The sequence below is a fragment of the Agrococcus sp. ARC_14 genome (assembly GCF_022436485.1).
GTDB lineage: Bacteria > Actinomycetota > Actinomycetes > Actinomycetales > Microbacteriaceae > Agrococcus.
The window spans coordinates 2,255,491-2,269,237 of sequence record NZ_JAKUDO010000001.1; the positions used below are offsets into that span (position 1 = coordinate 2,255,491).

Below are 13,747 nucleotides of genomic sequence, written 5' to 3' on the forward strand. Positions count from 1 at the left end.
TCGTCTCTCCGCCCGCCGACTAGGCGCCGGTGGGATTCGCGTTGAAGGCTGGGTTCCATCGCAGCCAGCGACGTTCCAAGAAGGCGGCGATCACGTCGGAGAACTTGCCGAGTAGTGCGTAGATGACGATCGTGAGTACGACGACGTCCATCTGCACGAACTGTCGGGCCTGCGTGGCAAGGTGGCCGATACCGCCATTGGAGCCGATGGTCTCAGCAACGATCAGCGACATCCACATGATGCCCAGGGCATAGCGGACCCCGACGAGGATGCTCGGCATGGCACCGGGAATGATGACTTCCTTGAACAGAGCGGTCTTGCTGAGCCGATAGACGCGTGCCATCTCGATCAGACGAGGGTCGATGTTTCGGATCCCGTTGTAGGCATTGAGGTAGATCGGGAACGCGACGCCGAGGGCAACCAAGAAGATCTTGCCGTCCTCGCCGAGTCCGAACCACACGATGACCAGCGGGATGAGAGCCAGATGGGGAACGGTGCGGATCATCTGAATCGACGTATCGAGCAACTCCGACAGTCTCTTCGAGACCCCGTTGAGGAGCCCGAGGGCGAACCCGATGATGCCGCCGATCGCAAACCCGATGAGCGCCCGCCGCGTGCTGATCCACACGTGCTCCTGCAGCTCACCGTTTGCGGTCAGCCTGACGGCCGCGTCAATCACCTCGACGGGGCTCGGGAGGAACTCACCCGGCGACAGCTGCCAGACCAGCAGGGCAATCACGGGAATCAGCCACGGGATGATCTGTGATCGAAGCCTGCGGGAACGTCGGGGCCGCTTGCCAGGGGCCGAGCTCTCTCGCCGTGCTCTCGCCTGTCGATCCGCGTGCCTCCGGCCGGGCGTCTGCGTGGCGGCAAGTTCCTCGGTGGTGCTCACAGCCATGTACCTCGTCGTTCGAATCCGGCGGAAGGGCCTCGCAACTCGGCCTCGCGACCAGAGGCGAAGAGGTGCTTCGCGTGGCCTCCGCCGACACCGGTGTGCCGGCAACCAGATTCAGCGTGGCAGGGTGCCTAGGGCGGGCCAATCTCCGGCGTCATAATCAGTAACACTGATGCGCTGTAGCGCGGCTTATATCGATCGGTGTCGACCATCGGCGTCGTTGTGCTCTTCGATCCGTGTTCGCACCGCACGACGCGCCTCCGCTGGCGCGGGGCTCGGTCGCCGTCTGGGCGTCAGTACCAGGCGGCCTTGCGCACCTCTGCCATCGCGATCGAGCGCATCTCCTTGTCGAGCGCCTGCAGGTAGAGCCTGCCGTCGAGATGCGCCATCTCGTGCTGCAGCATCTGCGCCATGAGGCCCTCGCCCTCGAGCACCAGCTCCTCGCCAGCGGTGTCCACGCCGATCACGCGGCAGAACGGGTGGCGCGGTGTCGGGAAGCCGAGCTCCGGCACCGAGAGGCAGCCCTCGTCGACGAGCTCCGGCTCGCCGCGCACCTCGTCGATGCGCGGGTTGAGCACATAGCCGATCTCGCCGTCGACGTTGTAGGAGAACGCCGCCTTCGCGACGCCGATCTGGCAGGCGGCGACGCCGGCCCTGCCGGGCAGCCGCACGGTGTCGAGCAGGTCCTGCACGAGCGCGGCCGTCGTCGGCGACGTCGCGTCGACGGGCGTCGCCCGCTCTCGCAGCACCGGGTCGCCGAAGACACGGATCTCGCGCACGCTCATGCCGGCTGGACCACCACGATCAGGTCGCCGGACTCAACGGGCATCGTGCCCGAGAGCGCGAGGCGCTGCACCGTGCCTGCGACGGGTGTCGTGATCGACGCCTCCATCTTCATGGCCTCGATCGTCGCAACCGCGTCGCCGGCAGCGAGGCTGTCGCCCTCCGCGACCTTGACGGTGACCGCTCCGGCGAAGGGAGCCGCAACCTGGCCGGGCACCGACGCATCCGCCTTCTCCACCTGCGGCTTGTCGACCGTGACGGATCGATCGCGCACGTAGACGGGGCGCAGCTGGCCGTTGAGCACGGTCATGACGGTGACGATCCCGTCGTCGTCGGGCTTGCCAACCGCCTCGAGCTCGACGTTGAGGGTCACGCCGCGGCCGATGCCGACCTGGTGCTCCTCGCCCTCCTGCATGCCGTAGAGGTAGTCGATCGTGTCGACCACCGAGAGGTCGCCGTAGAGCCTGCGGCTCTCGTCGAAGGCCTTCGTGGGCCCCGCGAACAGCAGCTCGTTGAGCGCGTGCTGCCGGTCAGCGCCGGACGTCGCCAGGCGCTCCGCCTGCTCGGGCGCGAGCGGTGTGACCGAGATGTCGACGTCGCGGCCCGCGAGCACCTTCGAGCGGAAGGGCTCCGGCCAGCCGCCCGGCAGGTCGCCGAGCTCGCCGGCCATGAAGCCGATGACGGAGTCGGGGATGTCGTACTTGCGCGGATCGCGCTCGAAGTCGTCCGGGTCGACACCCTGGGCGACGAGCTGCAGCGCGAGGTCTCCGACCACCTTCGACGAGGGTGTGACCTTCGTCGGGCGGCCGAGGATGCGGGAAGCCGCCGCGTACCAGTCCTCGATCTTCTCGAAGTCATCGGCGAGGCCCAGCGCGATCGCCTGCTGGCGCAGGTTGGAGAGCTGGCCGCCCGGGATCTCGTGGTGGTACACGCGGCCGGTCGGACCCGGCAGTCCGGACTCGAACGGCTTGTAGAGGCGGCGCACGGCCTCCCAGTAGGGCTCGAGGTCGCTCACCGAGGCGAGCGAGATGCCGGTGTCGCGCTCGGTGTGGGCCACGGCGGCGACGAGCGCCGAGAACGAGGGCTGGCTGGTGGTGCCCGCCATCGCCGCGCTCGCCACGTCGACTGCGTCGACGCCCGCGCCGGAGGCTGCGAGCAGCGTCGCGAGCTGGCCGCCGGCGGTGTCGTGCGTGTGCAGGTGCACCGGCAGGTCGAAGCGCTCGCGCAGCGCGGCCACGAGCGTCGAGGCGGCGCCGGCGCGCAGCAGGCCCGCCATGTCCTTGATCGCCAGCACGTGCGCGCCCGCGTCGACGATGCGCTCCGCCAGGCGCAGGTAGTAGTCGAGGGTGTAGAGGTCCTCAGCCGGGTCGAGCAGGTCGCCCGAGTAGCACAGCGCCACCTCGGCGACCGTCGAGCCGGTCTCGAGCACCGCATCGATAGCCGGGCGCATCTGGTCGACGTCGTTGAGCGCGTCGAAGATGCGGAACACATCGATGCCGGTCTCTGCGGCCTCGTGCACGAAGGCCGTCGTGACCTCTGTGGGGTAGGGCGTGTAGCCGACCGTGTTGCGGCCGCGCAGCAGCATCTGCAGCGGGATGTTCGGCATGGCCTCGCGCAGGCGAGCGAGCCGCTCCCACGGGTCCTCGCCGAGGAAGCGCAGCGCGACGTCGTAGGTGGCGCCGCCCCAGGCCTCCATCGAGAGCAGCTGCGGCGTCATGCGCGCGACGTGCGGGGCGACGGCGACGAGGTCGGCCGTGCGCACGCGGGTGGCGAGGAGCGACTGGTGGGCGTCGCGGAACGTCGTCTCGGTGACCGCGAGCGAGGTGCGCTCGCGCAGGGCCGTCGCCCAGCCGACGGGGCCGAGCTCCAGCAGCCGCTGACGCTCGCCGTCGGGTGCCGGCGCGTCGAGGTCGAGCTGCGGCAGCTTGATCGCCGGGTTGATGGCGCCGTCGGCCGAGCCGTGCGGCTTGTTGACGGTGACGTCGGCGAGCCACGCGAGCACCTTCGATGCGCGGTCCTTCGGAGGGTTGATGCGTGTGAGCTCTGGATGCTCCTCGATGAAGTGCGTCGAGACGTCGCCGTCGCGGAACTCCTGGTTCTCGAGCAGGTTGAGCAGGAACGGGATGTTCGAGGCGACACCGCGGATGCGGAACTCGCTCACCGCGCGGTGAGCGCGGCGGATGGCGGTGTCGAGATCGCGGCCGCGGCAGGTGACCTTCGCCAGCATCGAGTCGAAGTGCGGGCTCACCTCGGTGCCGGGGTTGATCGTGCCGCCGTCGAGGCGCACGCCTGCGCCGCCGGGCGAGCGGTAGGCGGTGATGCGGCCCGTGTCGGGGCGGAAGCCGTCTGCCGGGTTCTCGGTCGTCACGCGGCACTGCAGCGCGGCGCCGTGCATCTCGATGTTCTCCTGCAGCAGCCCCATCTCTGCGAGCGTCTCCCCCGCGGCGATGCGGATCTGGCTGCCGACGAGGTCGACGTCGGTGATCTCCTCCGTCACGGTGTGCTCCACCTGGATGCGCGGGTTCATCTCGATGAACACGTGCTCCCCGGCGCGCTCGCCGGCGGTGTCGAGCAGGAACTCGACCGTGCCGGCGTTGACGTAGCCGATCGACTTCGCGAAGGCGATCGCATCGCGATAGAGCTCTGCGCGCTTCTCATCGCTCAGGTTCGGAGCCGGCGCGATCTCGACGACCTTCTGGTGGCGCCGCTGCACCGAGCAGTCGCGCTCGAACAGGTGCACGGTCTCACCGGTGGCGTCGGCGAGGATCTGCACCTCGATGTGGCGCGGGCGCACGACGGCCTGCTCGATGAACATGGTGGCGTCGCCGAAGGCGCTGTCGGCCTCGCGCATGGCGGCCTCGAGCGCATCCCGCAGGTCCTCGCGCTTCGCGACCAGGCGCATCCCCCGACCGCCACCACCCGCGACGGCCTTGCAGAAGACCGGGAAGCCGATCTCGTCGGCGCCGGCGATGAGCACCTCGAGATCGGTGGTGGCGGGGGTCGATGCCAGCACCGGCACGCCCGCGGCGATCGCGTGCTCCTTGGCGGTCACCTTGTTGCCTGCCATGGCCAGCACGGAGGGCCCTGGGCCGACGAAGGTGATGCCCGCGGCGGCTGCAGCGGTCGAGAGCTCTGGGTTCTCGCTCAGGAAGCCGTAGCCGGGGTAGATCGCGTCGGCGCCCGCGTCCTTCGCGACCCGGATGATCTCGCTCACCGTCAGGTAGGCGCGCACGGGACGGCCTGGTTCGCCGATCTGGTAGGCCTCATCCGCCTTCTGGCAGTGCAGCGAGTTGCGATCCTCGTGGGCATAGACGGCGACCGTCTTCACACCCAGCTCGTTGGCGGCTCTGAATGCGCGGATCGCGATCTCGCCGCGGTTGGCTACGAGCAGCTTCTTGAACATGCAGGAACCCTCCGAGGTGTGGCGGCGCTTCCGATCCAATCTAGTGCCGCTAGGCTTGGCCGCCGTGCACGTACTCTCGATCAGCTCACTCAAGGGCGGCGTCGGCAAGACCACAGTGACGCTCGGTCTGGCCTCCGCCGCGTTCGCGAAGGGCCTCCGTACCCTCGTCGTCGACCTCGACCCGCAGTCCGACGCCTCCACCGGCATGGACATCGAGATCGAGGGCCGGCTCAACATCGCCGATGTGCTCGCGAACCCGAAGGACAAGATCGTCCAGCAGGCGATCTCCCCGTCCGGTTGGACGCAGGGCCACGGCGGCACGATCGACGTGCTCATCGGCAGCCCCTCCGCGATCAACTTCGACGGTCCGCATCCGACCATCAAGGACATCTGGAAGCTCGAGACGGCGCTCACGACCGTCGAGAACGACTACGACCTGGTGCTGGTCGACTGCGCGCCCTCGCTCAACGCGCTGACGCGCACGGCGTGGGCGGCATCCGACCGCGTGATGGTCGTGACGGAGCCGGGGCTGTTCTCGGTCGCGGCCGCCGACCGCGCGCTGCGCGCGATCGAGGAGATCCGCCGCGGACTCAGCCCCCGCCTGCAGCCGCTCGGCATCGTGGTGAACCGGGCCCGGCCGCAGTCGCTCGAGCACCAGTACCGCATCCAGGAGCTCAAGGACATGTTCGGCCCGCTCGTGCTCGACACGGTGCTGCCGGAGCGCACCTCGATGCAGCAGGCGCAGGGCGCTGCCCGGCCGCTGCACGTGTGGCCCGGCGAGGGCGCGCAGGAGATGGCGCTGCAGTTCGACGAGCTGCTGCAGACCGTGCTGACCTCTGCAGGACGCGCCGGCGACGAGGCCGCATCCGGCCGCAAGGTGCCTGCGCCGACCGCAGCGGTCGACGCGACGGCCGCCGCTGAGCTCGAGGAGGCCGCAGCCGCCGAGGCCGAGGCTGAGGCGGGCGACGAGGGCGACTCCAGCAAGTCCTAGTCGCGATGGCGTCGCGGCATTCGCGCCGCTCGCGCCGCGACATTCGCACCGTGGCTCTCACGCGCGAGTGGCGCCTCCCAGCATCGAGTGGCGCCTCCCAGCATCCGGTGGCGGCCCCCAGCAACGAGTGGCGGGCCCCAGCAACGAATGGCACGTCGTGCTCCAAGGGATCGCGCGGACGGCTCGATCGCGGGAGGCGCCACTCGATCACGGGAAGCGCCACTCGATCGGAGATCGCGTGAGCAGTCGGGCGGTCAGAGCGAGGCGATGCGCTCGCCCGAGCGCGGCATGCCGCGATCCACGAGGGCGCCGTCGGCGAGCTGCCGGTAGCCGCTGAGCTCGATCGGCAGACCGGATGCGTTCGGCCAGTCGAGCGAGTCGGTGGCATGCAGGTGCAGGTGCGGCTCCGTGGAGTTGCCGGAGCCACCGCACTCAGCGAGCTGCTCCCCCACCTCGACTCGGTCGCCCGACCGGACGCGCAGCGATCCGCGCCGCAGGTGCAGCAGCGACACGAACGGGCCGGACGCCGGGCCGGACGCCTCCATCGCGATCACGACGCGATTGCCGGCGACTGCGTCGATGCCTCGCCGCAGCCTGCTCGCCTGCGTGAGCGCGAACGGCACGAGCGTCACCGGCGAGCGGCGACCGCCCACATCCGCTTCGCCATCATGCACCTCGACGACGACGCCGGAGACCGGAGCGAGGATGGGTCTGCCGAAGCCCTGGAAGCGCTCCGGCGGCTCGACGGCGACGAACGAGCGCAGGGTGCGGGGCGCAGAGCGGCCGCGAGCGTCGATGCCGACGAAGTCGACGGCGTACGTGAGGCCGAACGTGTGCGTGCCGTGGCTCGGCACGCGGCTCGCCGGGCTCAGCTCGGTGCGCCACGCACCGGTGAACGGGAGCGAGAGCCGCAGCGGTCGCACGACCACTCAGGCGGTGCGGCTCCTGCGCGCACGGCGAGCGGCGAGCTCGTCGACGGGCTGCTGGTCGACGGGCGTGACCTCGAGCTCGATCAGCTGGGTCTCGACCTCGCGCAGCACCTTGCCGACCGCGATGCCGAACACGCCCTGGCCGCGGCCGAGCAGGTCGATGACCTCGTCGTTCGAGGTGCAGAGGTAGACGCTGGCGCCGTCGGACATCAGCGTGGTCTGGGTGAGATCGCGGATGCCGGCCTCGTGCAGCTGCACGATCGCGATGCGGATCTGCTGCAGCGAGATGCCGGTGTCGAGCAGGCGCTTGACGAGCTTCAGCACGAGGATGTCTCGGAACGAGTAGAGGCGCTGGCTGCCGGAGCCCTTCGCGGGGCGGACCGTCGGCTCGACGAGCCCGGTGCGCGCCCAGTAGTCGAGCTGGCGGTAGGTGATGCCTGCGGCGTCGGCGGCGATGGCGCCCTTGTAGCCGACCGAGTCGTCCTCCTGCGGGAGGCCGTCGGTGAACAGGAGACCGGAATCGCGGCCGCTCGTGCCGCCCAGTTCTCCAGTGCCGTCGCGCATGGCCGTCCCTTCCGCTGTGCTGCGCTCAACCTTCAAGTTCGGGTTGAGTGTTGGCCCCACCGTAGCGACCCGAAGCCCTGACTCCGCGCATCTCGCGATCGGCGCGGCGTGTCGAGGTGAGTCTACGCCCTGCCGCCGACGAGGGACAGGGACGCGCCAGGCCTCAGGCGCCGAGCGCGTCGCGCGTGAGCAGCTCGCGAACCGACTGGATCTGGCTCGCGAGATCGCGTGCGGCCTCTGCCGCCTTCGCCTGGCTCCCGGTCTCACGGCGGCCGCGCATGGGCTTGAGCGCCGACTCGATGAGCGCCGCCTCACGCTGCGCGGACTGGCGCATGCCGCGCAGGTGACGCGGCTCGATGCCGAAGCGCTGCAGCTCTACAAGCGCCTTGAGCGACTGCACGGCCGACTCGCCGAACGGCTCGCTGCCGGGCACGAGCTGCGCGGAGATCGCATCGGCGAGCAGCTGCTTGGAGGCGCCGGTCTCGGCCTGCAGCTCTGCGCGCGAGAGCCTGCGCTCTGCGCCGAGGATCGACGGCGCCTCGACGCGCACGTTGGCGCCGGGGATCTGCGGCGTGCGGCCCGCGTCGATGTCGTCGAGATGGCCGAGGATGACCTTGAGCGGCAGGTAGTGGTCACGCTGCAGCGTGAGGATGTAGCGGAGCCGCTCAAGGTCAGCGGTGTCGAACTTGCGGTAGCCGCTCGCGGTGCGCTGCGGTGAGATGAGGCCCTGATCCTCGAGGAAGCGCAGCTTCGACGGCGACAGGTCCGGGAACTCTGGTCCGAGCTTCGCCAGCACCTGGCCGATCGAGAGGAGCCCTGCCGGCTTCCTCGCGGCTTGCGCGCTCACGCCCGGGGCTCGAGGTCGAGACGGGAGCGGTAGAAGGTGAGGCGGAACTTGCCCACCTGCACCTCTGCGCCGTCGCGCAGCGCAACCGAGTCCACGCGCTCACCGTTGTGGTACGTGCCGTTGAGCGAGCCGAGGTCGCGCAGCTCGAACGCGGTGCCGCTGCGCGCGAACTCCGCGTGCCGGCGGGAGACGGTGACGTCATCGAGGAAGATGTCGGCGTCGGGGTGGCGGCCGGCGATCGTGGAGTCCTGGTCGAGCAGGAAGCGCGCGCCCACGTTCGGACCGCGCCGGACGACGAGGATGGCAGAGCCCGACGGCAGCGAGGCGACCGCATCGCGGTCTTCGGCCGAGGTGCCCTCGATCATCGCGGCGAGCTGCGCGCGGTAGTCGTCACCCCACGACTGCGTGCTGTCGCCGACGGCGTCGTGCTCGGTCATGCGCATCCTCCACGCGAATGGTGCCGGCAGGTGCCGGCAGAACGATCAGCATAGCGACGGAGCCTGTGCTCGAGCCTGGACCGAGCGGCAGGCTGACGCCGCCTGAGACGCCCACCCTAGCGAATGCGCGAGCCCCGTGCGACGTTCACGCGAAGCCGGCGAACTGACGCAGCAGCGCGGCCACCGCAGCGGCCGCGATCACCGCCACGATGAAGGGAGCGCGGACCGCGAACAGGCCGGCTGCGACGAGCACCGCAGGGATGCGCGCGTCGAGCAGGAGCCCCTCGCCGCCCCCGAGCGTCTGCACGGCGACGAGCCCCGCGAGCAGCGAGACGGTGAGCAGCTCGAGCACGCGCCGCGGGCGCGGGCGCTCGAACAGCCGCTGCGGCACGGCGTAGCCGACGAGCTTGATGGCGAGCACCGCGATGGATGCCAGCAGGACGAGGTGCCAGAGGGTCACGAGTGCTGTCCTTCCCGGTGAGCGGGGCCGCCGGGGTCAGGCAGGCGCGACTCATGGCGCGGGCCGAACCAGTTGGTGAGGCCCACGACGATGCCGACGACCGCGGCGACGATGACGGGCATGCCCGCGGCCAGCACCGGCAGCAGCGCGGCGGCGAGCACCGCGCTCGCCGCCGCGACGGCGATCGCCTGGCGGGCCTTGAGCCGCGGCCACAGCAGGCCGACGAACGCTGCCGCGGCAGCCGCATCCAGCCCCCACTGCTTCGGATCCCCCAGCAGGTCGCCGAGCATCGCACCGGCGAAGGTCGCGAGGTTCCAGCCCAGGTAGATGCCGACGCCCGTGACCCAGAAGCCGACGCGCTGCGCCCTGGGCTCCGTCTGCGCGAGCGCGACCGCTGTCGACTCGTCGATCGTCACGTGCGCGGTGAGCGGCACCATCGCGAGCCTGGGCTGCAGCACGCGGCGCATGCTCATGCCGTAGAGGCCGTTGCGCAGGCCGAGCATCGCAGCGCTCGCGACGCCGGCGAAGCCGCCGCCGGAGGCGATGACCCCGATGAACGCGAACTGCGAGCCGCCGGAGAACATCAGCGCGCTCAGCACCATCGTCTGCCAGAGGTCGAGGCCGCTCGCGATCGAGAGCGCGCCGAAGGAGAGCCCGTACGCGCTCGTCGCCACGGCGACGGAGATGCCCTCCCGCCAGGCGCGACCCACCGCATCCCTCTGCACCGATCCAGACTATGCGCGGCCCGGCGGCGGCGCCCACGCGGCTAGCCTGGAGCGCATGCAGCTCTCAGTCGGCGACGACGGCCTCGCACGCCCCGCATGGGCCGCGAGCGACCCGATGCTGCGCGACTACTACGACCGCGAGTGGGGCATGCCCGTGCGGGACGAGACGGGGCTGTTCGAGCGGCTCTCGCTCGAGGCATTCCAGTCGGGGCTGTCGTGGGCCACGATCCTGCGCAAGCGCCCGGCGTTCCGCGAGGCCTTCGCGGGGTTCGAGGCGGATGCGGTGGCTCGCCTCGACGAGGACGACAAGGCCAGGCTGATGGCCGACGCGGGCATCGTGCGCAACCGGCGCAAGATCGACGCCACCATCCAGAACGCCCGCGCCACCGTCGCGCTGCGTGAGGCAGAGGGACTGCCGGCGCTCATCTGGTCGTTCCAGCCCGATGTCACGCCGCTGCCTGCGAGCCATGCCGACGTGCCGACGCAGTCGCGGGAGTCGATCGCGCTCTCGAAGGAGCTGAAGCGCCGCGGCTTCGCGCACGTCGGGCCGACGACGATGTTCGCGCTCATGGAGGCGGTCGGCATCGTCGACACGCACCTGCTGGGCTCGCATCGTCGCGGCTCGAGCGGCGTGTGGGCTGCCGACGGCAGCAGGGTGGCCGATGCAGGAGGAGTGAGCGGATGACGAGGCAGATCCTGATCGTGCAGTCACGGCCTGAGGACGAGGTCGCCGACGCCGAGCTCGAGGCGATGCTGCGCTTCGGCGCCCTCGATGCCGCCCGCATCCGCCGCGTGCGCCTCGACCGCGAGCAGCCCTCCGTCGACCTGCGCGACGTCGACGGCATCCTCGTGGGTGGCGGTCCCGCGAACTTCAGCGACGAGCATGGCCGCCCGCCGACGCACGCCGCGACCGTCGCCTGGCTCACCGCGCTGGCGCGCGACGTCATCCGTGACGACGTGCCCTATCTGGGTGCGTGCCTGGGGCTCGGTGCGCTCGTGCACGCGCTCGGCGGCCGCATGGTGCGCGGGATCGCCGAGTCGGTCGCGCCCGTCGAGCTCAGCCTGGTCGGCCACGACTGGCTCACCGACGGACTCCCCCGCGCATTCACCGCGTTCGGCGGCCACAAGGAGGGCATCGCCGAGGCTCCGGAGGGTGCGACGACGCTCGCCGTCTCGGCCACCTGCGTGCACATGATGCGCGTCGGCGAGCACGTCGTCGGCACCCAGTTCCATCCGGAGCTCGACGCCGACGGCCTCGAGCAGCGCATCCGCGTCTACCGCGATCACGGCTACTTCTCGCCCGAGGAGGTCGACGACCTCGTGGCAGCCGGACGCGCGGCGCACGTCACGCATCCGCAGACCGTCCTCGCCCGGTTCGCCGAGCGCTACGGCCTCACGCGCTGACGGCCAGCGCGCCAGCACCCTCGAGCAGCTCGAGCGCGCGCACGCGCTCGGCCGTCTCGCCGTGCACGGCCATGATGAGCTCGTCGGCATCGGCCTCGATCTGGAAGCGGCGCAGCGTCGCAACGGCCTCCTCGCCGGTGCCGAGCGCCGTGTTCTGCACCATCTTCATGACGGGTGCGGCCTGCGGGCTGTTGGCGAGCGCGTCGAGCTCGTCGTCGCCGACGTTCTGCGCGATCGGGCTGTCGCGCAGCAGGATGCCGCGCACTCGGGAGCGGATGACGGCGCGCTGCATCGTCATCGCCTGCTCGCGGGTCTCGGCGACGACGGCGTTGATGCCTGCGATCACGAAGGGCTCTGCGAGCTGCTCGCTCGGCTCGAACCGCTCGCGGTAGACCGCGACCGCCTGATGCAGGGCGTCGGGCGCGAAGTGCGAGGCGAAGGCGTAGGGCAGGCCGAGCGCGGCGGCGAGCTGCGCGCCGAAGAGCGAGGAGCCCAGGATCGTCAGCGGCACCTTCGTGCCGTGCCCCGGCACCGCCTTGATGCCCGGCACGACCGACTCGCCGGCCAGGTAGCCGCGCAGCTCCACCACGTCCTGCGGGAACTGCTCCGAGGCGCGGATGTCGCGGCGCAGGGCCGCCCAGGTGCGCTGGTCGGTGCCGGGGGCGCGGCCGAGCCCGAGATCGATGCGGCCCGGGTGCAGCTCGGCGAGCGTGCCGAACTGCTCGGCGATCACGAGCGGCGAGTGGTTGGGCAGCATGACGCCGCCGGCACCGAGCCGAATGGTCTTCGTGTGCGCGGCGACGTGTGCGATGAGCACGCTCGTGGCGCTGGAGGCGATGGTCGCCATGTTGTGATGCTCGGCGTACCAGACGCGAGCGAAGCCGAGCCGCTCTGCGGCCTGCGCCAGGTCGACGGAGCCCGCGAGGCTCTGGCCCGCCGTCTCTCCGGGATTGATAGGGGCAAGATCCAGCACAGAGAGACGCACCCGTCCAGCCTAGGCCGGGCGGGTGCGTGTCGCCGGGCGGTCCGCTTTCGGCGAAATGCCCCGCTGCGAATGGGTCAGATCGCCTCGAGCACGATCGCCGAGCCCTGGCCACCGCCGCCGCAGATGCCGCTGGCGCCGATCGAGCCGGACCCCAGCTGCTGCAGGCGGCGCGCGAGGTGGCCGACGATGCGCAGGCCGGAGGCACCGATCGGGTGGCCCATGGCGATCGCGCCGCCGTTCGCGTTCACGATCTCGGGGTCGACGCCCAGCTGGCGCGTCGAGGCCACGCCGACGGCGGCGAAGGCCTCGTTGATCTCGACAGCCTGCAGCTCGCTCGTCGCGAGGCCTGCGCGCTCGAGCGCCTGCTCGATGGCGTCCGCCGGCTGCGAGTGCAACGAGACGTCCTCGCCCGCGACGAAGCCGGTCGCCAGGATCTTCGCGAGGCCGACGATGCCGTGCTCGGCGGCATAGGCGTCCGAGACGAGCACGACAGCGGCGGCGCCGTCGGTAATCTGGGATGCGTTGCCTGCGGTGACCGTGCCGTCCTTCGTGAACGCGGGGCGGAGGCCCGCGAGCGACTCCGCCGTCGTCTCGGCGCGCACGCCGTCGTCGGCCGCGACCGTCACGGTCTTGCGGCCGGCCTTGGCCTCGATCGGCACGATCTCGCCGTCGAGGGTGCCGTCACCCTGGGCGCGCACGAGGCGCGCGTGCGACGCGGCGGCGAGCTGGTCCTGCTGCTCGCGCGTCACCTCGTACGTCGCGTTGTAGCCGTCGGTCGACTCGCCCATCGCGACACGGTCGAACGCATCCGTCAGCCCGTCGAACTGCATCGTGTCGGTCAGTCCCAGGTCGCCGAACTTGCTGCCGGCGCGCATGGGCGCGGCGTGCGGCGCGAGCGTCATGGACTCCTGGCCGACCGCCACGACCACGTCGGCCTCGCCGAGCTGGATCATGCGGTGGCCGGCGACGATCGCCTCGGTGCCGGAGAGGCAGACGGCGTTGACGCCCAGCGCCGGCACCGTCATCGGGATGCCTGCGCCGACCGCGGTCTGTCGCGGCGGGTTCTGGCCGACCGTGGCCTGCAGCACCTGGCCGACGACCACGGCGTCGACCTCTGCTGGCGCGACCCCGGCCTTCTCGAGCGCGTGCTTCGCGGCGTGCGCGCCGAGCTCGGTCGAGGGCGTCTGCGCCAGCTGGCCGAGGAACTTGGCGAACGGCGTGCGGGCGTAGCCGGCGATGATCGTCTCGGGCATGGTGCTGCTCCTTCGCAGTTGAGGTCAGCCACCAGGGTACTCGCGCAGCCGAGCGCGACGCGGTGGCCCGA

The 13,747-nt window shown here is 70.9% G+C and carries 14 protein-coding genes; 3 read left to right on the forward strand and 11 right to left on the reverse strand.

Annotated features, from left to right (window positions below; genetic code table 11):
* Window positions 1-19: 19 nt before the first annotated feature.
* The 3 genes from MKD51_RS11175 to MKD51_RS11185 all read right to left on the reverse strand — a co-directional run bounded on the left by MKD51_RS11175 (window position 20) and on the right by MKD51_RS11185 (window position 5,081).
* Window positions 20-892 (reverse strand): ABC transporter permease subunit, encoded by an 873-nt coding sequence (locus MKD51_RS11175; RefSeq protein ID WP_240240381.1) that lies wholly within the window; start codon window positions 890-892, stop codon window positions 20-22.
* A 296-nt stretch (window positions 893-1,188) separates the two neighbouring features.
* The gene (locus tag MKD51_RS11180) at window positions 1,189-1,680 is read right to left on the reverse strand and encodes a peptide deformylase (RefSeq protein WP_240240382.1); all 492 of its coding nucleotides are present in this window, start codon (window positions 1,678-1,680) and stop codon (window positions 1,189-1,191) included.
* Complete coding sequence (locus tag MKD51_RS11185; protein ID WP_240240383.1) at window positions 1,677-5,081, reverse strand: pyruvate carboxylase; 3,405 nt, start codon at window positions 5,079-5,081, stop codon at window positions 1,677-1,679. The genes MKD51_RS11180 and MKD51_RS11185 overlap by 4 nt, the downstream gene beginning before the upstream one ends.
* Window positions 5,082-5,145: 64 nt before the next feature.
* Here MKD51_RS11185 and MKD51_RS11190 point away from each other — a divergent pair, with 64 nt between their 5' ends.
* The gene (locus MKD51_RS11190) at window positions 5,146-6,072 is read left to right on the forward strand and encodes a ParA family protein (RefSeq protein ID WP_240240384.1); all 927 of its coding nucleotides are present in this window, start codon (window positions 5,146-5,148) and stop codon (window positions 6,070-6,072) included.
* A gap of 254 nt (window positions 6,073-6,326) precedes the next feature.
* On the opposite strand, the gene MKD51_RS11195 is transcribed toward MKD51_RS11190, so the two are convergent.
* The 6 genes from MKD51_RS11195 to MKD51_RS11220 form a co-directional block, all read right to left on the reverse strand.
* Complete coding sequence (locus MKD51_RS11195; RefSeq protein ID WP_240240385.1) at window positions 6,327-7,001, reverse strand: M23 family metallopeptidase; 675 nt, start codon at window positions 6,999-7,001, stop codon at window positions 6,327-6,329.
* On the reverse strand, window positions 7,002-7,565 hold the full coding sequence (locus MKD51_RS11200) for a MerR family transcriptional regulator (RefSeq protein ID WP_240240386.1): 564 nt from the start codon (window positions 7,563-7,565) through the stop codon (window positions 7,002-7,004).
* Window positions 7,566-7,728: 163 nt separating this feature from the next.
* Entirely contained in the window at window positions 7,729-8,412 is a 684-nt protein-coding gene (locus MKD51_RS11205) for a MerR family transcriptional regulator (RefSeq protein ID WP_240240387.1), read from the reverse strand.
* Entirely contained in the window at window positions 8,409-8,849 is a 441-nt protein-coding gene (locus tag MKD51_RS11210; RefSeq protein ID WP_277603938.1) for an FHA domain-containing protein, read from the reverse strand. Before MKD51_RS11210 ends, MKD51_RS11205 begins: the two co-directional genes overlap by 4 nt.
* Before the next feature lie 145 nt (window positions 8,850-8,994).
* A complete protein-coding gene (locus MKD51_RS11215) occupies window positions 8,995-9,309 on the reverse strand; it encodes an AzlD domain-containing protein (protein WP_240240388.1) in 315 nt (104 codons plus the stop codon).
* Entirely contained in the window at window positions 9,306-10,034 is a 729-nt protein-coding gene (locus tag MKD51_RS11220) for an AzlC family ABC transporter permease (RefSeq protein ID WP_240240389.1), read from the reverse strand. The genes MKD51_RS11215 and MKD51_RS11220 overlap by 4 nt, the downstream gene beginning before the upstream one ends.
* A gap of 55 nt (window positions 10,035-10,089) precedes the next feature.
* Here MKD51_RS11220 and MKD51_RS11225 point away from each other — a divergent pair, with 55 nt between their 5' ends.
* Window positions 10,090-10,719 (forward strand): DNA-3-methyladenine glycosylase I, encoded by a 630-nt coding sequence (locus MKD51_RS11225; protein ID WP_277603939.1) that lies wholly within the window; start codon window positions 10,090-10,092, stop codon window positions 10,717-10,719.
* Window positions 10,716-11,438 (forward strand): gamma-glutamyl-gamma-aminobutyrate hydrolase family protein, encoded by a 723-nt coding sequence (locus tag MKD51_RS11230; RefSeq protein WP_240240390.1) that lies wholly within the window; start codon window positions 10,716-10,718, stop codon window positions 11,436-11,438. The genes MKD51_RS11225 and MKD51_RS11230 overlap by 4 nt, the downstream gene beginning before the upstream one ends.
* Here the strand turns inward: MKD51_RS11230 and MKD51_RS11235 are convergent.
* Together MKD51_RS11235 and MKD51_RS11240 are read right to left on the reverse strand one after the other, a co-directional pair.
* Window positions 11,428-12,423 carry an LLM class flavin-dependent oxidoreductase gene (locus tag MKD51_RS11235; protein ID WP_240240391.1) on the reverse strand — a complete coding sequence of 332 codons (996 nt, stop codon included), beginning with the start codon at window positions 12,421-12,423 and terminating at the stop codon, window positions 11,428-11,430. The two genes, MKD51_RS11230 and MKD51_RS11235, sit on opposite strands and share 11 nt — an antisense overlap.
* A gap of 74 nt (window positions 12,424-12,497) precedes the next feature.
* Window positions 12,498-13,676 (reverse strand): acetyl-CoA C-acyltransferase, encoded by a 1,179-nt coding sequence (locus MKD51_RS11240; RefSeq protein WP_240240392.1) that lies wholly within the window; start codon window positions 13,674-13,676, stop codon window positions 12,498-12,500.
* Between the last annotated feature and the right edge of the window lie 71 nt (window positions 13,677-13,747).